19 protein-coding genes are annotated in these 21,716 nt (G+C 67.7%); 7 read left to right on the top strand and 12 right to left on the bottom strand.

Annotated features, from left to right (window positions below):
- Position 1: 1 nt before the first annotated feature.
- Both AC1Q6P_RS10975 and AC1Q6P_RS10970 read left to right on the top strand, forming a co-directional pair.
- Positions 2–2,563: a PAS domain S-box protein gene (locus AC1Q6P_RS10975; protein ID WP_492663962.1), complete on the top strand. Its 2,562-nt coding sequence runs from the start codon at positions 2–4 to the stop codon at positions 2,561–2,563.
- Positions 2,564–2,623: 60 nt separating this feature from the next.
- Positions 2,624–3,208 (top strand): MOSC domain-containing protein, encoded by a 585-nt coding sequence (locus AC1Q6P_RS10970; protein WP_492663961.1) that lies wholly within the window; start codon positions 2,624–2,626, stop codon positions 3,206–3,208.
- 10 nt (positions 3,209–3,218) lie between these two features.
- On the opposite strand, the gene ppk2 is transcribed toward AC1Q6P_RS10970, so the two are convergent.
- Together ppk2 and AC1Q6P_RS10960 are read right to left on the bottom strand one after the other, a co-directional pair.
- On the bottom strand, positions 3,219–4,367 hold the full coding sequence (gene ppk2 / locus AC1Q6P_RS10965; RefSeq protein ID WP_492663960.1) for a polyphosphate kinase 2: 1,149 nt from the start codon (positions 4,365–4,367) through the stop codon (positions 3,219–3,221).
- A gap of 119 nt (positions 4,368–4,486) precedes the next feature.
- Positions 4,487–5,479 (bottom strand): AEC family transporter, encoded by a 993-nt coding sequence (locus AC1Q6P_RS10960; RefSeq protein WP_492663959.1) that lies wholly within the window; start codon positions 5,477–5,479, stop codon positions 4,487–4,489.
- 262 nt (positions 5,480–5,741) lie between these two features.
- Here AC1Q6P_RS10960 and AC1Q6P_RS10955 point away from each other — a divergent pair, with 262 nt between their 5' ends.
- Positions 5,742–6,806 carry a serine/threonine protein kinase gene (locus AC1Q6P_RS10955; RefSeq protein ID WP_492663958.1) on the top strand — a complete coding sequence of 355 codons (1,065 nt, stop codon included), beginning with the start codon at positions 5,742–5,744 and terminating at the stop codon, positions 6,804–6,806.
- A gap of 22 nt (positions 6,807–6,828) precedes the next feature.
- On the opposite strand, the gene AC1Q6P_RS10950 is transcribed toward AC1Q6P_RS10955, so the two are convergent.
- A complete protein-coding gene (locus AC1Q6P_RS10950; RefSeq protein WP_492663957.1) occupies positions 6,829–8,400 on the bottom strand; it encodes an alkaline phosphatase D family protein in 1,572 nt (523 codons plus the stop codon).
- Between the two features lie 61 nt (positions 8,401–8,461).
- The gene (locus AC1Q6P_RS10945; RefSeq protein ID WP_492663956.1) at positions 8,462–9,214 is read right to left on the bottom strand and encodes a substrate-binding periplasmic protein; all 753 of its coding nucleotides are present in this window, start codon (positions 9,212–9,214) and stop codon (positions 8,462–8,464) included.
- Between the two features lie 91 nt (positions 9,215–9,305).
- On the opposite strand from AC1Q6P_RS10945, the gene AC1Q6P_RS10940 reads away from it, so the two are divergent.
- Complete coding sequence (locus AC1Q6P_RS10940; protein ID WP_102769324.1) at positions 9,306–11,369, top strand: ATP-dependent helicase; 2,064 nt, start codon at positions 9,306–9,308, stop codon at positions 11,367–11,369.
- Between the two features lie 24 nt (positions 11,370–11,393).
- On the opposite strand, the gene AC1Q6P_RS10935 is transcribed toward AC1Q6P_RS10940, so the two are convergent.
- The 8 genes from AC1Q6P_RS10935 to AC1Q6P_RS10900 form a co-directional block, all read right to left on the bottom strand.
- On the bottom strand, positions 11,394–11,636 hold the full coding sequence (locus tag AC1Q6P_RS10935) for a type II toxin-antitoxin system antitoxin (protein WP_492663955.1): 243 nt from the start codon (positions 11,634–11,636) through the stop codon (positions 11,394–11,396).
- Positions 11,637–11,665: 29 nt separating this feature from the next.
- Entirely contained in the window at positions 11,666–12,559 is an 894-nt protein-coding gene (locus AC1Q6P_RS10930; protein WP_492663954.1) for an SPFH domain-containing protein, read from the bottom strand.
- 718 nt (positions 12,560–13,277) lie between these two features.
- Positions 13,278–14,123 carry a LytR/AlgR family response regulator transcription factor gene (locus tag AC1Q6P_RS10925; RefSeq protein ID WP_492665223.1) on the bottom strand — a complete coding sequence of 282 codons (846 nt, stop codon included), beginning with the start codon at positions 14,121–14,123 and terminating at the stop codon, positions 13,278–13,280.
- 30 nt (positions 14,124–14,153) lie between these two features.
- Positions 14,154–14,564, bottom strand: coding sequence for a hypothetical protein (locus tag AC1Q6P_RS10920; protein ID WP_492665222.1), 411 nt, complete (start codon positions 14,562–14,564; stop codon positions 14,154–14,156).
- Positions 14,561–16,000, bottom strand: a complete 1,440-nt coding sequence (locus AC1Q6P_RS10915) for a sensor histidine kinase (protein WP_492665221.1) — start codon at positions 15,998–16,000, stop codon at positions 14,561–14,563. The genes AC1Q6P_RS10920 and AC1Q6P_RS10915 overlap by 4 nt, the downstream gene beginning before the upstream one ends.
- 285 nt (positions 16,001–16,285) lie before the next feature.
- Positions 16,286–16,855 (bottom strand): YceI family protein, encoded by a 570-nt coding sequence (locus AC1Q6P_RS10910; RefSeq protein ID WP_102769334.1) that lies wholly within the window; start codon positions 16,853–16,855, stop codon positions 16,286–16,288.
- An 88-nt stretch (positions 16,856–16,943) separates the two neighbouring features.
- Positions 16,944–17,540 (bottom strand): YceI family protein, encoded by a 597-nt coding sequence (locus AC1Q6P_RS10905; RefSeq protein ID WP_171828716.1) that lies wholly within the window; start codon positions 17,538–17,540, stop codon positions 16,944–16,946.
- Between the two features lie 82 nt (positions 17,541–17,622).
- The gene (locus AC1Q6P_RS10900; protein WP_492665220.1) at positions 17,623–18,213 is read right to left on the bottom strand and encodes a cytochrome b; all 591 of its coding nucleotides are present in this window, start codon (positions 18,211–18,213) and stop codon (positions 17,623–17,625) included.
- A 229-nt stretch (positions 18,214–18,442) separates the two neighbouring features.
- On the opposite strand from AC1Q6P_RS10900, the gene AC1Q6P_RS10895 reads away from it, so the two are divergent.
- The 3 genes from AC1Q6P_RS10895 to AC1Q6P_RS10885 all read left to right on the top strand — a co-directional run bounded on the left by AC1Q6P_RS10895 (position 18,443) and on the right by AC1Q6P_RS10885 (position 21,550).
- Entirely contained in the window at positions 18,443–19,030 is a 588-nt protein-coding gene (locus AC1Q6P_RS10895; protein WP_492665219.1) for an HD domain-containing protein, read from the top strand.
- A 91-nt stretch (positions 19,031–19,121) separates the two neighbouring features.
- Entirely contained in the window at positions 19,122–19,673 is a 552-nt protein-coding gene (locus AC1Q6P_RS10890) for a DUF2799 domain-containing protein (RefSeq protein WP_492665218.1), read from the top strand.
- A 50-nt stretch (positions 19,674–19,723) separates the two neighbouring features.
- The gene (locus AC1Q6P_RS10885) at positions 19,724–21,550 is read left to right on the top strand and encodes an ATP-binding response regulator (RefSeq protein ID WP_492665217.1); all 1,827 of its coding nucleotides are present in this window, start codon (positions 19,724–19,726) and stop codon (positions 21,548–21,550) included.
- Positions 21,551–21,716 lie beyond the last annotated feature (166 nt).

Genomic DNA, 21,716 nt, shown 5'->3' with positions numbered 1-21,716 from the left:
CATGAAGCTCGACGCCCTTGTGCTCCAGGAACACCGGCCCACCGTGGATCGGCAGCGCCTGGCGGTCTATCTGGCGGCGGTGTTGCTGAGCTTGGCCTTGCTGGTGTCCCTGGCCGGCCTGGCCTGGTACGAGCGCGGCGAGGCGGTGGATGCGGCCCAGGACCGCAGCCGGCTGATGAGTCGGGTGTTGGAAGACCAGATCACCCGCGCGGTGGAGAGTGCCGCGCAAGGCCTGCGCAGCCTGGGTGACAGCCCGGCCCTGGCGGCCGCCCTGGCCGGCGGCGAGGGCCACGCGGCCGGTGAAGCGCTGAGCCAGCAACTGAGCCAGACCCTGCAAGGCCAGCCGGTCTTGCGCAATGTGGCGGTGCTCAGTCTGCAAGGCCAGGTGCTGGCCAGCTCGGAAGCGGGCGAAGCCGGCCTGCAGCTGAGCCTGCCTTTGCTGGGCGCCCTGCCGCCAGAGGGAGGCGACCGTCTGGCTGCCTTGTTGCCGGGACGAGGCTTGCGCGATCTGCGCCTCGGAGCTCCGGCCTCGCCGGTGTTCATGCTGCCCCTGCTGCGCCAGCATCGACTGCCAGGAGGTCGCCATGTGCTCTTGCTGGCCTTGATCAACCCGGATGCACTGGCCAACTACCAAAGCCAGGCCTTTGCGGACGCCAAAGGCTCGGCCCTGCTGAGCAGCTTCGATGGCCAGCTGCTGGCCGCCAGTGAGTCGGTCAGCCAGGACCCCGGCACGCGCCTCAGCCACCATCCGGTGTTTGCCCAGTGGCTGCCGTCCCGTGAGCACGGCAGCTATGTCGGCGTGGGCGCCCAGCCGGGCACCCAGGTTGTGGCCTTCCGCGTTTCCCGCACCCGACCCCTGGTGGTGCTGGTGGAGGAGCGCCTGGACCTGGCCCTGCAGGGCTGGCGCGAGCTGATGCATGTGCTGCTGGCGGTGGCTGGCGCCGGCCTGGTGCTGGTGTCGGGCGCGGCCTGGGTGGCCTTGCGCAGCCTCAGCAACGGGGCGCGCGCCCGCGCGGCGCTGGACCGCGCCCACCAGCGCGTGGCCGCCCGTGAGCATGATTTGCGCGTGTTGCTCAAGAGCCTGCAGGAGTTTGTCTTCCGCACCGATGCACAGGGCGGCATCACCTTCGTCAATGCGCGCTGGTCCGCCCTCAGTGCCTTGCCCATCCGTGAGGCCCAGGGATTGCGCCTGCCCGATCTGGTAGCGCCACAGCACCGCCAGCGCATGGAGGCCTTGTTTGCGCCCGAAGGTCAGCCAGGCGAGTCGCGCAGCACGCAGTTCGCCTTGCAGGCGCCCGATGGGCAGATGCGTCGATTTGAAATCTCGGTGCTGCCCCTTCGCGACGAACAGACCCAGGCCCTGAGCGGCTTTGCCGGCAGCGCGGTCGATGTGACCGAGCGCTGGGTGGCCCAGCAAAGCCTGCAGCACCAGCTCGCCTTCAGCGCCTTGCTCCAGGAGATGAGTCCGCTGCCGGTGTCCATGTTCGATGCCGAGGGCCGCTACGTCACCGTCAACCAGGCCTGGGAAGAGTTCACCGGGCGCAGCCGGCAGGTGACGCTGGGTCAGCCGGTCGGCAATTTCATGCCCAAGGCCGAGCGCCTGGTGCACGACGAGCAGGATGCGCGTCTGTTGCGCGAGGGTGGCCGCATCCGCTACGAGACTCAGATCCAGCACCGCGACGGCAGCCTGCGCGACATGCTGATCACCAAGGTGCGCGTGCCCGACCAGAACGGCGGTGTGGCCGGCATCTTGTGCACGCTGGAGGATGTCAGTGAGTTCCGCGCCGCCGAGCGCGCCACCCGCGAGGCGCGCGATGTGGCCCAGGAGGCCTCGCGCGCCAAGAGCGAGTTCGTGGCCAATATCAGCCATGAGCTGCGCACGCCGCTGCAGTCCATCCTGGGCTTCTCCGAGCTGGGCATGGCACGCGGCCGTGATGCGCCCAAGCTGGCCAGCATGTTCAGTGACATCCAGCAGGCCGGTCAGCGCATGCTGGCCTTGGTCAACGATCTGCTTGATGTCTCGAAGATCGAAAGCTCGGTCGGCACCTTCGACCTGGAGCGCTGCGATTTGCGCGGCTTGATCCAGGGCGTGATGCGCGAGCTGGAGCCGCTGATGGCGCGCCGCCATCTGCGTTTGTCGCTGCGCCAGCCGGCCACGCCGCTGGCGGCCAAGGTCGACCCGCTGCGCTTCCAGCAGGTGGTGCGCAATGTCATGGCCAATGCCATCAAGTTCTCGCCCGAGGGCGGGGCGCTCGATGTGCGGGCTCAGCTGTCGCCGCAAGGCGAGGTCCACATCCGTGTGGCCGATCAGGGGCCGGGCATCCCGCCGGCGGAGCTGGAGAAGATCTTCGATGCCTTTGTTCAATCGAGCCAGACCAAGGATGGCTCCGGCGGCACCGGCCTGGGTCTGGCCATCTGCCGCAAGATCATCGAGATCCACGGTGGCCGCATCTATGCCGAGAACCTGGGCGAACCCGGCAGCGAGGGCTCGGGCGCGGCCTTCCACATCCTGCTGCCGCTGCGCCAGCAGGGCGATTCGCAGGTCATGAGCACCTTGGACTGAGGCCTTGCGCCCGATGCGCCGGGCATACTGCGCCGGTCCTTGGCTCTCGCACATGGCTTGATGCACGCTCCAACCCTAGCCCCACCGCAGTTTCCGCCCACGGATGCCGCCACCGTGTGCGCGGTCAGCCTCAGCGCGGTGCATGGCTTTTCCAAACAGACCGCGCCGGCCATCGAGCTGGAAGCCGGTTTGGGTGTGCGCGGTGATGCCCACCGCGGCGTGACCGTGCAGCACCGTTCGCGCGTGGCCCAGGACCCCAGCCAGCCGAATCTGCGCCAGGTCCATCTGATCCAGCGCGAGCTGTTCGAGGCGCTGGCGCCGCGTGGCCTGGTGCTGGCGCCCGGGCAGCTGGGCGAAAACATCTGCACGGCCGGCCTGGACCTGCTGGCCCTGCCCACCGACACGGAGCTGCAGATCGGCGAGCAGGTTCGCTTGCGCATCACCGGCCTGCGCAACCCCTGCGCCCAGATCGAGAACTTCATGCCGGGCCTGTTGGCCGCCGTGCTGGACCGCGGACCCGAGGGGCAGCTGATCCGCAAGGCCGGCATCATGGCCGTGGTGCTGCAGGGTGGCTGGGTGCGCCCCGGCGATGCCATCCGGGTGCAACTGCCGGCGCCGCCGCACCGGCCCTTGGAGCGGGTGTGAGCTTGGTGCTTCAGCCGCTGCGGCCTTCGCCGCGTTCGTAGACCACATTGGCCCGGCCCACCAGCAGCGGGTCCAGCGGGCCGATCTTGCTGACATCCTTGTTGGTGTAGGGCAGCTGGTGCAGCACATGGCGCAGGGCGTTGAGGCGCGCGCGCTTCTTGCAGTCGGACTTGACCACGGTCCAGGGCGCCTCGGCGATGTCGGTGTGGAAGAACATCGCCTCCTTGGCCTTGGTGTAGCTGTCCCATTTGTCCAGCGAGGCCAGATCGATGGGCGAGAGCTTCCACTGCTTGAGCGGGTGGGCCTCGCGCTCCTTGAAGCGGCGGCGCTGTTCCTCGCGGCTGACCGAGAACCAGAGCTTGACCAGATGGGTGCCGCTGCGCACCAGATTGCGCTCGAACTCGGGCGCCTGGCGCATGAACTCCGTGTACTCGTCCTGGCTGCAAAAGCCCATCACCCGTTCGACACCGGCGCGGTTGTACCAGCTGCGGTCGAAGAGCACGATCTCGCCCGCCGTGGGCAGGTGCTGGACATAGCGCTGGAAGTACCACTGGCCGCGCTCGACCTCGCTGGGTTTTTCCAGCGCCACGACGCGCGCGCCGCGCGGGTTCACATGCTCCATGAAACGCTTGATGGTGCCGCCCTTGCCGGCCGCATCGCGGCCTTCGAACAGGATCACCAGGCGCTGACCGCTGGATTTGACCCAGGCCTGCAGCTTGAGCAGCTCCACCTGCAGCGCGTACTTCTGCTTTTCGTAGCTCTTGCGCGAGAGCAGGTTCTTGTAGGGGTAGGCGCCGCTGCGCCAGTGGCTGGACAGCACCTGGTCGGGGTCGGGGCCTGCTGCGCCATCCTCGGGCGCTTGCAGCTCTTGCAGCAGGGCCTGGCGCAGCGCTTGCGCATCGTCCGGCGCGCAGCCGGCGACGATGGCCCGCACCGAGGACGCCAGGGCCGCCGGACCCTGGGTGGCGACGATATCCTTCAGCGCCTCCAGCTCGCGGGCCTGGGCGGCATCCACGGCTTTCTGGACCACCTGGCGGGCGATGCCCTGGCTGCTGTGGCCACTGGTGGTGTCGCCGCTGCGGCTGGGGCGGGGCGCGCTTTTCTTGCGCGCGACGCGTGGGGCCGGGGTGTTCGAAGTCTTGGCTGCGCTGGTGCTCATGGCGGGTGGGGGTGCTGTCATGAATCCGTCACATTCTCATCCCTGTGGCTGCTTTGTCTTGATGCAACTCAAGAAGCGGTGCTTGTGGGGGCGCAGCCGGCGACCGGCTGCGCAGTGCGTCACGCCGCCGGGCCCAGCGGATGGGTCTGCAGCCACCAGGCCAGGCTGCTGAAGCTGAGGAAGGCCAGGCTGGTGCTGGCCAGGATGATGCGAGCGATGCGGCCGTTGTCGGCGCCATAACGCTCGGCCAGCAGGGAGACATTGCTGGCGCTGGGCAGGGCGGCGGCCAGGGTCAGCACCGTCAGTTCGAAGGAACCCAGCCCCGCCCCGAGGCGCTGCGCGGCGAGGCCCAGGCCCAGCACCAGGGCCGGATGCAGCAGCAGCTTGAGCGCAGCCACCGGCAGGTAAAGCGCCGGCGGCGTGCGGCTGTGGGCATGCTGCCCAGCGCGCCAGAGCACGGCGCCGATGGTGAAGAGTGCCACCGGCGAGGCCGCATCGGCCAGCATCTGGATGACGCGGTCCAGCGGTCCGGGCGGCCGCAAGCCCGTGGCGCTGGCCAGCGCGCCCAGCGCAATCGCCCAGGGCAGGGGGTTGGAGAGGGCGCCGCGCAAGGCCTGCGCCGCGGCCAGGCGAGCGGCGCTGCGGCCGGTGGCGCCGGCCACCGCGTCGTGGGCGCGCGCCAGTGCAATGCACAGCGAGCTGGTCACAAACAGATCGGCCAGGATGGTGCAGATCACCGGCCCGGCCGCCGCCGGCCCGAGCAGGGCCACCAGCAGGGGCACGCCCATGAAGCCGGTGTTGGGAAAGGCGGCGACCAGGGCGCCGAAGGCTGCATCTTTGAGTTGCACCCGCGGCGACAGGGTCCAGGCGATGCACAGGCCGACGATCAGCAAGGCCGCGGCCAGGTAGACCCCCAGCACGGTCGGGTTCAGCAGCTGCAGCACCGGCGTGTTCATGCCGAAGCGGAACAGCAGGCAGGGCAGGGCGAAGAAAAGCACAAAGCCATTCAGCCCTGGAATCGCCGTCTCGGCCAGCAGGCCTTGCCGGGCAGCGACATAACCGCACAGGACCAGGGCGAAAAAGGGCAGCGTGACGGCGAGAATGGCGCTCATATGAGGCTTCAGTATCGCAAGGGTCAGGTTCTCACTTCGCAGCGCGTTTGGCCCGCTGGGCAGGCTGGTGGGCGCCTGGCGTGGGCCGACCACCGCTTTGGGGGGCGTGAATAAGCCCTAAATCGCGTGAGCAAATGCGCATCGCCCCCCGGTTCAAGGGCTGATGCGCTTCCCCAAGCGGGGCGCTATCCCCTAGCATGTCAGCACAAACCCTATGCGAATGCCCGAACTTGCCCTTCCCCCCCCGGCAGCTCCGACCACGTTGAGCGAAGGCACTGCCCTGGGCGTCTGGCGCCTGACCACCGCGCTGCATGGCGCCGATGGCGGCCCCAGCGGCCAGTGGTACCGCGCCCAGCATGCCTTGGCCGCTGACCAGGCTGCGGCCGTGCTGGTGCTGCCGCGCAGCGAGCGCGCCGCCGGCGTGATGCTGCGCTTCGCCGACCAGGCGCTGGACATGGGCCAGCTTTCGCACCCCAGCATTTCCGTGCCCAGCGACAGCGGCGTCACGCCCCTGGGTCAGCCCTACATGATCCTGCGCTGGGCCGAAGGCCAGCCCATCGTGCGGGCTTGCTCTCACCTGCCGCTGCGCGCGCGCCTGAACCTGATCGTCAAGCTCTGCGAGGTGCTGCGCTACGCCCACCAGCAAAGCTGGCTGCTGGCCGAGGTGGATCCCGGCATGATCTGGGTGACGCCCGACCAGCGCCTGACCCTGATGGGCATGGGCCTGATGCGCATGCCCGACCCGGAGGATCCGTTCGAGCGCGGCATGGGCCTGGGCTCGGTGCCTGGCTACGCCAGCCCGGAAGCCCTGGCCGGCGAGCCACCGAGCCTGGGCAGCGAAGTCTTCGGCCTCGGCGCCTTGCTCTACATGCTGGTCGATGGCCGCCTGCCCTCGGCTTTTGGCGGCGATGTGGACGAGGCCTCGCCCTCGGCCAGCTGGTCCAACCTCAGCGGCGCCGAGCAGTTCAGCCTGGATGCCTTGTTGCACAAGGCCGTGGCGCCGCGCGCCGACCGCCGCCATGTCAGCGCCGAAGCGCTGGCCGATGATTTGCGCGCCTGGCTGGCCGGTGAAAACCACTCGGCCCTGACCCTGAACCCCATGCCGGTCGCCGGAATCGGTGCTGACGCGGTGGACGGGCCCGACACCCTGTCGGCCTTGCCCGAGACGGCCACGGCCGGCAGCGAGCCGCGCTGGAGCCGCCGCCTGGCCCTGGCCAGTGTGATCACCGCCACCTTGCTGGTGGGCGGTTGGTTGGGCAAGCAGTACCTGCAGGGCCCGGCCACGGCGCAGGGCGCGCCGACCAACACCTCGCTGGCGCGCACCTGAGCGCGGCGCCTGCGCAGGCGGCTCAACTGCCCTGAATCGCCCCGACCCGCCCGCTTTCCACCGTGAAACGGGCCGAGGTTTCGAGCGGGCTGTCGGCCTTCCACAGCTCCTGCACCGAGCGCAGCTCGGCCTCCAGGCGGTCCGGGCGCAGCAGGAATTGCACATAGCCATGCTGATCGGCGTGCCCGTAGCGCAGATGCGGGTTGTGCGGCAGGGCGCGCTCGATGCGGCTCTGGTCCAGGCCCTGGCTGCTGATCGAGGTGCCGCAGAACTCGGTGGCCAGCAGCGGGTTGGCGGCGCTCACCGGCGCATCGAAATCGGCGCGCAGATCGGCCACATAGTTGGCGTGCACATCCCCGCCCAGCACGACGGTGTTGCGCAGCTTGCGCGCCGCCATATCGCGCAGCAGGCGCTGGCGCGCCAGCGGATAGCCATCCCAGCCATCAGTCCAGTAGACACCCGGCTCGCCGGCCTGGGTCTGCCAGTTCATGCGAGCCATCAGGGTCTGCTGGGCCAGCAGGTTCCAGGGCCGTGAGGCGTCCCAGCTTTGCGCCAGCCATTGCTCCTGGGCGGCGCCCAGCAGGCTGCGGCGCGGGTCGAGAAAGTCCGGGCAGTCTTTGAGCGACAAGGTGTTGGAGCCGCCGCGACCGGGTTTGGGGCAGACCTGCGGATCGCGCCATTGCCGGCCGTCCACGCTGATCAGCCGCGCCAGCTGGCCCCAGTCGTAGTGCTCGTGGATGCGGATGTCCTTGCCGCTCGGGCGCAGGGCCTTGGGGAAGGGCATGTGCTCCCAGTAGGCCTTGGCGGCGGCGATGCGGCGCTGCGGGAAGTCAGCCTCCAGGCCTTGTGAGTGGTCGCCGGCCCAGTCGTTGTCGACCTCGTGGTCGTCCCAGGTGACGATCCAGGGCGCGCGCGCATGCATGGCCTGCAAGGACGGGTCGCTTTTGTACTGGGTGTAGCGCTGGCGGTAGTCGTCCAGGCTGCGGCACAGGCCGCCTACATGCACGCGCGGCGCCGGGCCGCTGGCCGAGGCGTTGGAGATGGCCGCGCTCTCGTAGATGTAGTCGCCAAGGAAGAGCACCAGATCGAGGTCCTGGCGCGCCATATCGGCCCAGGCGGCGTAGCGGCCATGGTCCCAGCGTTGGCAGGAGGCGATGGCGAAGCGCAGCGAGTTGACCTTGGCATCAGGCGCTGGCGCCGTGCGCGTGCGCCCGACTGGGCTGCGCGCGCCCAGGGCGGTGAAGCGGTACCAGTACCAGCGGTCGGGCTTGAGCCCGGCTGGCTCGGCATGCACGCTGTGCGCATCGGCCGCCAGCGCCATCTCCTGGCCCTTGGCCACCACGGTCTTGAAGGCCTCGTCCTCGGCCAGTTCCCAGTCCACCGCCACCTGGGCCGGCAGCGCCGGCCCGCTCAGCCGGGTCCACAGCACCAGGCTGCTGGGCCTCGGGCAGCCCGAGGCGATGCCGAGGGCGAAGCGCTCGACCGTGTCCGCCGCATGGACGTGGCGGATCCACAGCGGGGCGCTGCCGGCGGCCAGGGCCGCTTGCAGCAGTTGACGTCGTTGCAGGGCAGGGTGGGGCGGTCTCGTGCTCATTGCGAGCAGGATAGCGAAAGAAAATGGCGCAAACTGCCTTCACAAGCAGTGCCTCAATCCGTCAATCCGGAATCCGCACAGCCCATTGCCGCGCGAGCTCGCGCAGCGTGCCGTTGCTGCGCAGCGCCTCCAGGCTGCGATCGAGGTTGACGCGGAGCTCCTCGCCACTGGCGTTGCGGCTGTAGGCGAAGTGGCCGGCCTGGACCGCGATCGGCGGCTTCAGCACCAGAAACTGGGTGCTCAGGCCCATGGCCTCGAGCACCGGCGTGGTGTTGCGTTCATTGCTGGCGAGCAGGTCGATGCGGCCGCGCTGCAGCATGCGCAGGCCGGTGGCCACATCGCCAGGGTGGCTGATCAGCAAGCTGCTGCGCGCCTGCTCCATCGCGTCGCCGTAGGCCCAACCCAGAACCAGGCCGACCGAGCGTCCGCTCAAGCGGCTCCAGTCGCCCTGCCACAGCTCCGCCTTGGCGGGGCTGGCGTAGAACACCAGGGCGTCCTCGTAGAACGCCAGCTGTGAAAACAAGAAGCGTTGCAAACGCTCAGGGCTGCGGTAGGGGCCCACCAGCACATCGGCCAGCCCCTGCTCCACCACCAGCTGGGCCCGCGCCCAGGGCAGGCTTTCGAAACGAACCGTGTGGCCCTGTTGGGCAGCCGCGCGGGTCAAGAGGTCCACGGCCAGACCGCGGGCGATGCCCTTGGCATCAAATTCCAGGATGCGCGGGAACTGCGTGCCCACGGCCAGCAGTTCTCTCGCCTGCGCCGCGCCGCCGAACAGCAGGGCGCACAGCAGCATCAGGGCCCAGCTTGGAGTCAAGGCGTTGTTCCGCATGCGGGGCCGATTATGCGGGGCGAAGCCCGCGCCGCGGGTGATTGGCTATCATCGCCCGTTCTCCCTCGCGCCCATCATGTCTGACACCCTCAATCCCGCCCAGCTCGAAGCCGTTCACCACCTGAATGGCCCCTGTCTGGTGATCGCCGGGGCGGGCTCGGGCAAGACGCGGGTGATCACCATGAAGATCGCGCGCCTGTTGCAGGCCGGCTATGCGCCTAAGCAGATTGGCGCCATCACCTTCACCAACAAGGCCTCGCAGGAAATGCGCGAGCGCGCCCGCCATCTGGTGGGGGCGCGGGCGGCCAAGGATCTGGTGATCTCGACCTTTCACAGCCTGGGCGTGCGCATCTTGCGCCAGGAGGGCACGCGGGTCGGTTTGAAGGAGCAGTTCTCCATCCTCGACAGCGACGATGTGCTGGGCCTGCTGCGCGATGCCGGCGGCACGGCCGATGCCAACCAGGCCAAGTCCTGGCAATGGACCATCTCGATGTGGAAGAACCAGGGGCTGACCGCCAAGCAAGCCCTGGCCATGGCGCGAGACGACAACGAGCGCGCCGCCGCCATCGTCATGGAGCGCTACCAGGATCGCCTGGCGGCCTACCAGGCGGTGGACTTCGATGACCTGATCAGCCTGCCTTTGCGCCTGCTGACCGAGGACGCCGAGGCGCGTGGCCGCTGGCAAGACCAGCTGCGCTATGTGCTGGTCGACGAGTACCAGGACACCAATGCGGTGCAGTACGACCTGCTCAAGGCCCTGGTCGGGCCGCGGGCCATGTTCACCGCCGTGGGTGATGACGACCAGAGCATTTACGGCTGGCGCGGCGCCACCATCGAGAACCTCAAGCGCCTGCCAGTCGACTTCCCTCACCTCAAGGTGATCCCGCTGGAGCAGAACTACCGCTCCACCGGCGCGATCTTGCGGGCGGCCAACAATGTGATCGCCACCAACCCCAAGCTGTTCGAGAAAAAGCTCTGGAGCGATTTTGGTGACGGCGACCCGGTCGTGCTGGTCGAGGCCGATGGCGAGGACCACGAGGCCGAGCGCGCGGTCGCGCGCATCCAGGCCTTGCGTGGTGACGGCAAGGCCAAGGATTTCAAGGAATTCGCCATCCTCTACCGCGCCAACCACCAAGCGCGGGTGTTCGAGCAGGCCTTGCGCCGCGCCAACATTCCCTACAAGGTCTCGGGCGGCCAGAGCTTCTTCGACAAAAGCGAGATCAAGGACTTGTGCGCCTGGCTGCGCCTTCTGGTCAACCAGGACGACGACCCGGCCTTTCTGCGCGCCATCACCACGCCCAAGCGCGGCATCGGCCACCAAACCCTGGGTGCGCTGAGCCAGTTTGCCGGGCAGTGGAAGTGCAGCATGTACGAGGCCTTGTTCGCCGAGAGCCTGGGCACGGTGCTGAGCAAGAAGGCTATCGGCTCGCTCCACGAGTTTGGCCGTTATGTCAACGAGCTGGAGTACCGCGCCCGTCACACCGAGGGCGCCGAGCCGGCCAAGGCCTTGCTGCTGGAATGGCTCAAGGACATCGGCTACGAGCAGCACCTGATCGAGAGCGAAGAGAACGAAAAAGTGGGCATGGCCCGCTGGAACAATGTGCTCGATTTCGTCGACTGGGTGGCCAAACGCTGCGGCGGCCAGGTCACCAACGATGGCGGAGTCACCATGGAGGCGCAGAAGGAATCGGTGCTGCAGGTGGCGCAGACCATCAGCGTCATCATCTCGCTGTCCGAGCGCAATGAAGAGCAGGACCAGGTCACCCTGACCACGCTCCATGCCTCCAAAGGCCTGGAGTGGCCGCATGTCTTTCTTGCCAGTGTCAACGAGGGCTTGCTGCCCTTCAAGGCCGACGACGAGGAGATGACGGCCCAGCGCCTCGAGGAAGAGCGGCGCCTGATGTATGTGGGCATCACCCGCGCGCGCAAGACCCTGGCCGTGAGCACCCTGCGCCGTCGCAAGAAGAGCCGCGAGCTGGTGATGGGCATCCCCAGCCGCTTCATCACCGAGATGCGCTTGAACGAGAGCGAGGTCAAGGAAGACCCGCGTGAAAAGCTCAAGCGCCTGCGCGAGACCTTTGCGGCCAAGGGCGCCGCTTCGGCGGCCGCTCAGGCTCAGGCGCAAAAAGACCAGGGTTGAGGACGTTTGCCTGCTGAGGCAGGCTCAGCCCTCGCTGGATTCCGCTGCCTCGCTACCCGGCTCAGCGCCGCTGCCTTCCTTGGGTGGCCGGCCGCGCGGGCTGCGGTTCACGGCGGGCTTGATGCCGCGCCGCGCCAGGGCTTCGCGCAGCAGGTATTCGATCTGGGCATTGGCCGAGCGCAGCTCCTGCGCAGCCAGGCGCTCAACCTCGGCCCAGAGCGCCGGGTCCAGGCGCAGGGCGAAGCTTTTTTTGTCGGGGCTGGCCATGGTGGATCAGGGCTGCGGCTGGGCGGGCCTCAGTTGTACAGCGTGCCGGTGTTGACGATGGGCTGCGTCTCCTTGTCCGAGCACAGCACCACCAGCAGGTTGGACACCATGGCGGCCTTGCGTTCGTCGTCCAGCTCGACGATGGAGCGCTCGCTCAGACCCTTGAGCGCTTCTTCCACCATGCTGACCGCACCGAGCACGATCTTCTTGCGGGCGCTGATGATGGCCTCGGCCTGCTGGCGGCGCAGCATCACCTGAGCGATCTCGGGCGCATAGGCCAGGTGGGTGATCTTGGCGTCCTGCACTTCCACGCCGGCGTCACCGAAACGCTCCTGCAACTGCTTGACCAGGGCCGCGGCCACTTCGTCCTGGCCGGCGCGCAGGGTGATTTCGCCCGAATGGATGTCGTCACCCTCGTCGTAGGCGAATTGCGCCGCCAGATGGCGGATGGCCGCCTCGGCCTGGATGCGCACATAGACCTCGAAATCGTCGACCTCGAACACCGCACGCGCCGTGTCCTGCACCCGCCAGACCACGGCGGCGCTGATCTCCACCGGGTTGCCGCGCTTGTCGTTGACCTTGAGCGTGGGCGCATTGAAGTTGCGCGAGCGCAGCGAGATCTTGCGCTTGAGCATCAGCGGGTTGGCCCAGCGCAGGCCTTCGCGCCGATCACTGCCGCAATAGCGCCCGAACAGGGTCAGGATGCGCGCCTCATTGGGCTGCTGCATGTACAGCCCGGCCAGGGCCAGGATGCCGACCAGCACCAGGCCCAAGCCCGGCAGCAAAGCCCAGGGGCCCAGGGCCACGGTGCTGATCACCAAGGCCGTTCCTCCGGCCAGGCCGATCAGGGCCAGGCCCACGGCCAGGGCGCCGCTGTGGGTGCTGGCGGCAGTTTCGGTGCGAAATTCTTGCTGGGTTCTCATCGCGTCCTCCGATTAAAGGTGATATCACTTTAATCTCAATTTGCGCGCTGTCAACTGGGCTGGGATGAACTGCGGAAATCGGCGGTGAATGGTGGTGAATCGCGGCTGGCGGCACGAATCAGCCTGTGGTTTTGCTCGTGAGGCCCTGTAGCCCGTGCCGCTACCGGGCTCATGGTTCCGGGGTCGGCCCTGACGGGCCGACTTCCCTGCGCTGCTCGCGCCTCGGGGCTGGCGCATAACTCACTTCGCTCCCTGCGTTCGCTTCGTTCAAACAGAAGCGCCAAGTCAGAACTTGAAGCGCGCGGGTACGCGCGCGCCCCGAGGCGCTGTGCTGCTCGGCCCTGCACAAATCGCCCGGCAGCGGCACAGGCTGCAGGGCGCTTGCATCGCGATCGATCTGCCCCGCGACGGTGGAGAACGCGCAATTCGAAGGTGGCTCGGCCCGCCGACGGGCGATTTGTGCGCGGCCGAGGGCGCAGCGGAGCGGCTCAGGCGCGCGTACCCGCGCGCTTCAAGCTCTGACTCGGCGCCACTGTTTGACCACAGTGAGCGCAGCGAACGGAGGGAGTTTGGCGCCGCTGAGCCGCGCAGTGAGCACCGAGGGAAGTCGGCTCGCAGAGCCGACCCGCGAACCATGAGCCCGGCGGCGGGACGAGACACCGTAGCGAGGAGAACCAGCATTACAGCGGTCCGCAGCCCCTGCTCGGGGCCTACAGACTCACATGCCCTTGAACAGATGCGTGTAGCTGCGGCTGACTTCAAGCTTTTCGCTCAGGCCTTTGACGCCCACCATCTGGCGGCCGCGGAAATCGCGGGTGATGCCGTCGATGGCGCGGGCATTGACCAGGGTGGAGCGGTGGATCTGCCAGAACAGGCTGGGGTCGAGCTCGTCCACCAGTTCCTTGATCGGCTTGCGAATCAGGGCTTCGATGCGGGCGGTCTGCACGCGGGTGTACTTTTCATCGCTGATGAAGAACAGCACGTCCTCGACCGGGATCATCTGGATGGCCTGGCCGACCGTGGCCTGGATCCATTGCAGGTAGTTGGGCTTGGCGCCCGGGTTGAGCTGGCTGGAGAGCTTGTGCAAGAGCTGCTGCAACGGCGCGCCCGCGGGCTCGGCCGCATCGGGCACGCTGGCTCCGTCCTGGCGCTGGGCCAGGCGCTTCTTGATGCGCTGCACCGTCACCAGCAGGCGCTCGCGCTCGGCGGGCTTGAGCACATAGTCGGCCACGCCCTGCTCGAAGGCTTCGACCGCGTACTGGTCGTAGGCGGTGATGAAGACGATCTCGGGCACCAGCCAGGAGTCATCCTCGGGCAGCTGGGCGATCTGGCGGGCGGCATCGACACCGGTCAGGCCCGGCATGCGGATGTCCAGAAACACCAGGTCGGGCCGGTGCTCGCGCACCAGCTCCACCGCCTCCAGGCCGTTCTTGGCCTCGGCGACGATGTCGAGATCGGGCCAGACCTCGGTCAGGCGGCTGCGCAGCTGTTCGCGCATCAGGCGTTCGTCGTCGGCCAGGACGGCGCGCACGCGGGTGGGGGCGGGGGTGTTTGGCTGGTTCATGCGCGGATGTTAAGTCGGCTTCGGAGGTGGTCAGGCTTGCGCGCTGCGCTTGGGGCGGCGGTCGCGCAGCAGCAGCCAGAGCACCAGGCCCAGCAGGATCAGCGGTGAACCCAGCACCGCGCCGACGCTGAACAGCGCCGCCAGTACCGTGGCCACCACGCAGACCAGCACGCCGCCGACGATCAGCAGGGGCAGGCCCACACCCAGCAGCAAGACCAGGGGCAGCACAAACAGCAGCACCACGCCCGTGATCAGTCCGCCGACCAGCAGCTCGGCCCACTGGCCTGAGGCCATCTCACCGAGGTACAGGTCTTCGCCATTGATGCTGATGCTGACGCCCGGGTGGCTGAGCATTTCCTGCCAGAGCCAGACGCCGGACACGGCGGCCACCAGGGCCAAAACCAGGCTCAGGGCCAGGGTGAACTTGGCAAAGCTTTTCATGCGGAGGCTCCTTCGTGCTCGTCGGCGCGGCTGCGGTAAGGCACGGTGATGGTCACCACGGTGCCGCTGGGTTGGTTCTCGGTGACGGTGACGCTGGCGCGTGAGCCATAGAGGATCATCAAGCGCTCGCGGATATTGGCCAGTCCCACGCCGGTTCCGGCGGTGGCGGCGCGGCCGAAGCCCAGGCCGGTGTCGGCCACGGTCACGGCCAGCTTGCCGTGCAGCACCTCGGCCTTGACGCGCAGCAGGCCGCCTTCGGCCTTGGGCTCCAGGCCATGCTTGATGGCGTTCTCGACCAGGCTCTGGATCATCATGGGCGGGAATTCGGCCGAGAGCAGGCCCTCGGGCACATCGATCTCGGTCTGCAGCCGCTCTTCCATGCGCATCTGCAGGATTTCGAGGTAAGGCTTGATGACCGCCAGCTCGCGGCCCAGGTCACGCACGCCGCTGGCATTGGCCTCGCGCATGGTGGGCATGGAGGCGCGCAGCAGGGCAATCAGGTTCTTCTGCATCTGCGAGGCACGCGGCGGGTCGGTTTCGATCAGGTGGTCGATGGAGGCCAAGGTGTTGAACAGGAAATGCGGCTCCACCTGGGCCTGCATGGCGGCCATGCGGGCTTCGATGACCTGGCGTTTGAGCGATTCGGCCTCTGCCGTCTCGGTCGCCTTGGCGGCTTTCACCTCGGCCTGGATGCGACCTTTGTAGGTGATCTTGATCAAAAGGGAGGCCGCAACCCAGAACACCGCCCATTCAACCAAGAAGTCTCCGGCATGGATGACGCGCACGCGGGATCTCGGCCCGCCGCTTCGGGCCTCTTCGATCAGTCGCTCGGTCTCGGCGCGTGCTTCTTCGATGGCCTGCTTGGTTTCCTCGGCCTGCTGAGCGTCTTGTTCGGCCTTCTCCTGGGCTTCGCGCGCTTCCTCGGCGATTTTTTCCAGGGCTGTCCGCGCGTCTTCGACGGCGCGCCGGATGTCCTCGCGCTCGGCCGACTCAGGGAAGCGGATGTTCACGCCCGGCCCTGCGCCCTCGCTGCCGGCTTCCGACGCGGCCTTGTCGCCCGAGGCCGCGCGCGGCTGCACGCGCACGCCACGCTCGTCGATGCTGATCTCGTAGTGGATGCCCTTGCCGCTCTTGTCGGTCTTCTCGGCTTTCTCGGCCCTCTCTCGCTTCTCCGGCTTCTCAGCCGGCGGCAGACGCGGCAGCTTGTTGTAGGGCACCGATCCGCTTTCGACTTCCTCGGTGATGCGCCAGGTGAAGAAGGGCAGATTGGAAATCAGATTGGCGCCGATGATCAGCGCTGCCGAGAAGATGATGAAGTTCTTCCAGCTGATGCTGACCAGCCAACCCGCGTAGATATGGAACCAACGCAGCAGCTGGGCGTAGAAATGCTGCAGGCGCTGCAACAAGGTAGGAGGGAGCGAGGGCGAGGGGGGCATGGCGGAGGAAACCTTGGGTCTTTGCACGCACTGTACGCAAGCTGCACGAGCCGAGCGACGGCAGCGCGACGCGCCGTGCTGGCAAGGGGCTGAATTGCAGGAACGAGCGACAGTCCGGCGGCCGGGTTACAGCCGGGCTCGCCACGAGGGCGCGGCGGTTGCATGGCGGGCGTGAACTGCATCACGAAGCGCCCGTGCCCATGAAAAAGCCCGCGGGCCTGGTGAGGCCTGGCGGGCGGGTGATCAGCCCGGCCGGAGGCAGGGCAGGTGCAGGGCCGAGGGGGCTTACTGCTTGACGGCTTCGACCTGGATCACCAGCTTCACTGCCTTGGGGAAGCCCCAGGCCAGGCCGTAGTCCACGCCCCACTGGGTGCGGTCGAGGGTGGCTTCGAAGTCGCCGCCGCAGACTTCGCGCTTGAGCATGGGGCTTTGGTAGCAGCCGAAGTTGACGGCCTTGAGCGTGACCGGGGCGGTCTTGCCCTTGAGGGTCAGCTCGCCGGCCACTTCGGTGACCTTGTCACCGCTGAAGCTGAACTTGTCGCCCACGAACTTGGCGGTGGCGAACTTGCCGGCGTCGAAGATGTCTTCACTTTGCAGATGCTTGTCGAAGGCGGCCGAACCGGTGTTGATGCTGGCCATCTGCAGGGTCAGCTCGACGCGGCCGGTCTTGGCGGCGCGGTCCAGGGTGACCGTGCCTTCCTTCTTGTCGAAGCGGCCGCGGTTGGTGGACACGCCGAAGTGCGAGATCTCGAAGGTGGCGTAGGTGTGGGTCGGCTCGATGGCGTAGGTGGCCGATTCCGCTTGCGCGAAGCTGGAGGCGGCCAGGGCCAGGGCTGCGATCAGGGTCTTGTTCATCTCAGGGCTTCCTTGCTGGGTCAAAAAAAGTTGGAAAAAGGGTCGGGGGAAATCGGGGGCGGGCAGCGATCTGCTTTGCCGCAAAGGCTCAGAGTGGGGCCACGCCGCTGAACAGCAGCTTGAACTTCACTTGCACTTCGTTGGCGACCATGGAGGTGTCGGCCCACTCGCCGTCACCGATCTTGAACTCCAGGCGCTTGAGCACAAAGCTGCCGTTCGCGGTGGTGATGCCGCCGGCCTGGCTCAGGCTGATGGGCACGCTCAGGTCGCGGGTCTGGCCCTTCAGGCTCAGCTTGCCGCTGACTTCGAACTTGCCGCCGCCCAAGGCCTTGATGGCGCTGCTCTGAAAACTGGCCTGCGGCAGGCGCTTGCTGTCGAACCAGGCGGCCTTGCCCAGCTCGGCGTCGAACTCGGGGGCACCCAGGCTGGCGCTGGCCAGGTCGATGGTGAAGGCGACACGGCCGGCCTCGGGCTTCTTGGGGTCAAAGCTCAGCTGGGCGTCGAATTTCTTGAAGCGGCCTTCCACCGGCACGCCCATCTGGCGGCTGACGAAAAGCAGCTCGCTGCCAGCCGCCTGCAACTGCGGCGCGGCGGCGGGCGCCGGTGCGGCCGCTGCGGGCTTGGCTGCAGCGCTGGGTTTGGTTTGCGCCCAGCTGGTGCTCAAGCTGGCCAGCAGGGCGGTCATCACCATCAAACGGATCGGTTTCATCGCAAAGCCTTTCGCTTCGGTTTCGAAAAAGGGGTGGGGCAGGCAGGGGCCGAGGGCTTCAGCGCCGTGCCGGCATCATGCGCAGCAGCAGGCCGTCACGGTCCAGCAGCTGGTGCTTCAGCGCAGCGGCGATGTGCATCAGCACCAGGCCGGCCATGGCAAAGGCCAGCAGCTTGTGGGCTTCCTTGAGGGTGTCGGCCAGGGCCTTGTCCACCGGCACGAAGTCGGGCAGCGGCAGCACGCCAAACCAGACGATGGGGAAGCCGGCCGCCGAGCTGTAGGCCCAGCCGGCCAGGGGCACGGCGAAGAACAGCACGTAGAGCAGCAGATGGGTGGCGTGGGCCGCACGGGCCTGCCAGGCGGGCATGGGGGCATCGGCCGGCGGGCGGTGGCCCAGGCGCCAGAGCAGGCGCAGGGTGGACAGCAGCAGGATGGTCACGCCCGCCCATTTGTGCCAGCTGTAGAGCTTGATGCGGCTGGGCGAGAAGGGCAGGTCGGCCATGTACACGCCGAAGGCAAAGGTGGCGATGATCAGCAGGGCCAGCAGCCAGTGCAGCGCCATGGCCACCGGGCTGTAGCGCGGCACGGCGGCGCTGGGTGCGGGCTCAGGTGTGGACTCGGGGGCGGAGGCTGGGGCTGAAACGGTCATGGCGGTCTGGCGCGGGGCGCCGGTGTGTCGCAATGTCGGCAGTGTGCGCCGTCGCCGCGGTGTGGCGGTTCATGGCGCTTGATGCCTGGGTTCAGGGAATTTGAATGGCTGCCCGGGGCATTCTTCACCTTCACGGGGTGCACATGCGGGCGTCATGTGCGGGTCACGGTCGCCAGCACAAGATGCCGGGGGCGATGGATCGCATCGTCCGTTTCTCTGGAGCCCCGCCATGGATATCGTCAGCAAGATCGAAGCTCTGTTTCAGCGCCGCGGCGCCCTGGTCTACACCGGCCAGCGCCTGGAGCGGCGCGAGGCCGTCAGCGCGCTCGAGCATGCCTTGCAATGCGCCCAGCTGGCCGAATGGGCCCATGCCGACAACGCCCTGGTGGCGGCCGCCTTTCTGCACGACCTGGGACAACTGATGGATGCGCCGGCCGAGGCCGAGCTGCAGGACGACCAGCACGAGACCCGCGCCCTGGTCTTTCTGGCCAGCGGTGGCTTCGCGGCCGATGTGCTGGAGCCCATCCGTCTGCATGTGCAGGCCAAGCGTTTTCTGGTCGGCAGCGACCCGGCTTATGCCGAGAGCCTGTCGGCAGCCTCCCTGCATTCCCTGTCCCTGCAAGGCGGCCGCATGAATGCCGAAGAGCGCCTGCTCTTCCTGGCCCAACCGCAGGCCGCGCGGGCGCTGCAGCTGCGTCGCTGGGATGACCTGGCCAAGCACCCGGGCAAGCGCACGCCGCCGCTGGGCTACTACCTGGACTTGCTGGACGGCGTCTTGCAGGACGCGCGCCAGCCCAGCCGGGTGGCCCTGGCCTGAAGCGCCCAGCACACATCGACCGGGGCGAAACGCGCGACAAGTGCACAGCGGGGCGGGCCTCGCCTGCCTCGGCATGGGCTAGCATCGCAGCATGATCGAACACCATCGCGGCCCACGTGTGGCCCTGTGCATCTTGGCCAGCCTGGCGGTCCTGAGCGGCTGCGCCAGCATGAGCGAATCGCAATGCCGTCAGGCCGACTGGCAGGCCCGTGGCCTGGCTGACGGCCGCGAGGGTCGCAGCGCCCAGCGCATCGAAGACCATGTCGAAGCCTGCGGCAAGATCGGCATCAGCCCCGACAGCAAGGCCTGGACCGAGGGTTGGGAGCGCGGCATCCGCAGCTATTGCACCGCCAGCAATGGTTGGCGAGAGGGCATGCGCAACCAAATCTACTGGGAAGGTTGCCGCGGCCAGGCAGGTGAGGACGAGTTCCTGCGTTACTACCAGATCGGCCAGCAGCTCTATGGCTTGCAGCAGCAAATCATTCGCAACGATGCCGAGCTGCAGCGCCTCGAGCGCCTTCTGCGCGACTCCAAGAACGATGAAGAGCGGGCGCGCCTGCGCGAGCAGATGCGCCGCCTTGACATGGATCAGCTGCGATTGCGTGCGCTGATCGCGGGCTTGCATCTGGCCGCGCCGCGCTGACACAGGGCATCCGGCCGGGGGATACTGGCCCCGGTTCTTCACCCACCTCCATGACACGAGCGATCTCGGCCGAACAGGCCAGTGTTGACGAAGAGCTGCTGCGCCTGCTGGCCCAGCAGGGCCGGCGCATGCCGTACCCGGTCGGATTCAGCGCCGCCGTGATCGCCATCATGGCTTGGCAGGGCACCCAGCACTGGCTCGCCATGCTCTGGTTGGCCCTGGTGGTGGGCGTGCTGGCGCTGCGCTGGTGGGGCTTGGGCAAGTTGGCCGTCTGGCGCCATCTCTCGTTGCGCCGACGCCTGCGCGCGGCCACCGGCTTGAGCCTGCTCAATGGCCTGGTGTTCAGCGCCTCGCTGATGTTTGTGCCCTATTTCGACGACTACCAGCGCATGGTGCAGACCATGCTGCTGCTGGGTTTGTGTGCTGGTTCGGTGGCCACCACGGCCGGCTCGGCGCCGGTGCTGCTGAGTTTCTTGCTGCCGGTCAGCCTCAGCAACAGCCTGGCCTGGCTGGGTTGGCATGCCGGCGGTCGCGAAAGCACCTGGCTGGAGGTGGCCCTGGGGGCCTTGATCCTGGGCTTTGCCTGGATTCTGGCCAGCCTCGGGCGCGATGCCTACCGTGTGTTTGTGGAGTCGGTGCTGATCCGCCAGCAACAGACCCAGACCAACCAGCAACTGCGCCTGGCCCTGCAGAAGGCCGAGCAGGCCATGGAGGCCAAGACGCGCTTTCTGGCGTCCGCCAGCCACGATCTGCGTCAGCCCATGCACACGCTGTCCTTGCTCGGTTCAGCCCTGGTGCGGCGGCCTCTGGATCCTGAGAGCGCCGAGATCGGCCGCCACATGAATCTGGCCCTGCAGTCCCTGGCCTCGCAGATGGACGGGCTGCTGGACATCTCCAAGCTCGATGCCCAGGTGGTGCCGGTGGCCAACCAGGTGTTCTGCCTGAGCAGCTGGCTGCGCCGCATCTGCCTCGAGATGCAGGCCACGGCCCAGGGCAAGGGTCTGAGCCTGGTCTTCGAGTGCCCGGATTCGGTGTTCGTGGAGAGCGACCCGCTGCTGCTCGAACGGGTGATGCGCAATCTGATCGACAACGCCATCAAATACACCGAGCGTGGCGGCGTGCGGGTCGTCGTGTCGCCGGAATTCGGCGATGACGATGAGGACGGTGATGACGAGCCCATGTGGACCATCCGCGTCATCGACACCGGCCGCGGCATCGCGCCGGCCGAACAGGCCCGCATCTTTGAAGAGTTCTACCAGATCGGCAATGCCGAGCGCGACCGGGCCAAGGGCCTGGGCCTGGGCCTGTCCATCGTCAGCCGCATGGTCGACCTGCTGGACCTGCCGCTGCAGCTGCAATCCGAGCTGGGCCAGGGCAGCACCTTCAGCCTGAGCATCGCCGGCGCCCCGGCCTCGGCCGCGCCGGTGAGTGATGGTGCGGCAGCCTCAGCCGCCGCCCAGCCGCGCCTGCCCCGCCTGCATGTGCTGGTGCTGGACGACGAGGCGCCGGTGCGCGAGGCCATGCGTGCCCTGCTGAGCAGCCATGGCTGCGAGGTCACCACCACCGGCAGCACGCGCGAAGCCTTGCTCAAGTGCATGATGCGCCGCCCCGACATCGTGCTGACCGACTTCCGCCTGCGCGATGGCGACGACGGCATCTCCGCGCTCCACACCTTGCGCAATGCCCTGCCGGGCCTGCCCGCGGTACTGATCACCGGCGACACGGCGCCCGAGCGCCTGCGCGAAGCCCATGCCGCCGGTCTGGTGCTGCTGCACAAGCCCGTGTTGGAGGAGCAGCTGATCGCGGCCATCCACCAGGCCCTGGTCGAGGCTGGCGGCATCAGCCCGATCAGCCGGGTGCTGGCCGGTACGGCCTGACCGCTCAACTGGCGTGCGCATGGCGGATGCCATGCGCTGAATCTCGGCGTTTGCACCGGCGCGGGGCCTGGGCTTCGACGATTCCTGTGGTGACACTGGCTGCCGAGAGCTGGCACTACGCTCCAGCGTTTTCTTGGAATCGCGCGGCGGTGGTGGCTGGCTCTGC

The organism is Roseateles sp. GW835-FHT13E02 (assembly GCF_058794035.1).
Note: the sequence above shows the minus strand (reverse complement) of the source record. Positions and strands in the feature narration are given on the sequence as shown.

What these genes read in the sequence shown, in the direction of transcription:
- AC1Q6P_RS10920 (WP_492665222.1), bottom strand. Translation starts at nt 14,564, where the DNA reads ATGAAAAGCTTTGCCAAGTTCACCCTGGCCCTGAGCCTGGTTTTGGCC.
- AC1Q6P_RS10935 (WP_492663955.1), bottom strand. Translation starts at nt 11,636, where the DNA reads ATGGCCAGCCCCGACAAAAAAAGCTTCGCCCTGCGCCTGGACCCGGCG.
- AC1Q6P_RS10960 (WP_492663959.1), bottom strand. Translation starts at nt 5,479, where the DNA reads ATGAGCGCCATTCTCGCCGTCACGCTGCCCTTTTTCGCCCTGGTCCTG.
- AC1Q6P_RS10910 (WP_102769334.1), bottom strand. Translation starts at nt 16,855, where the DNA reads ATGAACAAGACCCTGATCGCAGCCCTGGCCCTGGCCGCCTCCAGCTTC.
- AC1Q6P_RS10925 (WP_492665223.1), bottom strand. Translation starts at nt 14,123, where the DNA reads ATGAACCAGCCAAACACCCCCGCCCCCACCCGCGTGCGCGCCGTCCTG.
- AC1Q6P_RS10970 (WP_492663961.1), top strand. Translation starts at nt 2,624, where the DNA reads ATGCACGCTCCAACCCTAGCCCCACCGCAGTTTCCGCCCACGGATGCC.
- AC1Q6P_RS10975 (WP_492663962.1), top strand. Translation starts at nt 2, where the DNA reads ATGAAGCTCGACGCCCTTGTGCTCCAGGAACACCGGCCCACCGTGGAT.
- AC1Q6P_RS10915 (WP_492665221.1), bottom strand. Translation starts at nt 16,000, where the DNA reads ATGCCCCCCTCGCCCTCGCTCCCTCCTACCTTGTTGCAGCGCCTGCAG.
- AC1Q6P_RS10885 (WP_492665217.1), top strand. Translation starts at nt 19,724, where the DNA reads ATGACACGAGCGATCTCGGCCGAACAGGCCAGTGTTGACGAAGAGCTG.
- AC1Q6P_RS10940 (WP_102769324.1), top strand. Translation starts at nt 9,306, where the DNA reads ATGTCTGACACCCTCAATCCCGCCCAGCTCGAAGCCGTTCACCACCTG.
- AC1Q6P_RS10890 (WP_492665218.1), top strand. Translation starts at nt 19,122, where the DNA reads ATGATCGAACACCATCGCGGCCCACGTGTGGCCCTGTGCATCTTGGCC.
- AC1Q6P_RS10930 (WP_492663954.1), bottom strand. Translation starts at nt 12,559, where the DNA reads ATGAGAACCCAGCAAGAATTTCGCACCGAAACTGCCGCCAGCACCCAC.
- AC1Q6P_RS10950 (WP_492663957.1), bottom strand. Translation starts at nt 8,400, where the DNA reads ATGAGCACGAGACCGCCCCACCCTGCCCTGCAACGACGTCAACTGCTG.
- AC1Q6P_RS10900 (WP_492665220.1), bottom strand. Translation starts at nt 18,213, where the DNA reads ATGACCGTTTCAGCCCCAGCCTCCGCCCCCGAGTCCACACCTGAGCCC.
- AC1Q6P_RS10895 (WP_492665219.1), top strand. Translation starts at nt 18,443, where the DNA reads ATGGATATCGTCAGCAAGATCGAAGCTCTGTTTCAGCGCCGCGGCGCC.
- ppk2 (WP_492663960.1), bottom strand. Translation starts at nt 4,367, where the DNA reads ATGAGCACCAGCGCAGCCAAGACTTCGAACACCCCGGCCCCACGCGTC.
- AC1Q6P_RS10905 (WP_171828716.1), bottom strand. Translation starts at nt 17,540, where the DNA reads ATGACCGCCCTGCTGGCCAGCTTGAGCACCAGCTGGGCGCAAACCAAA.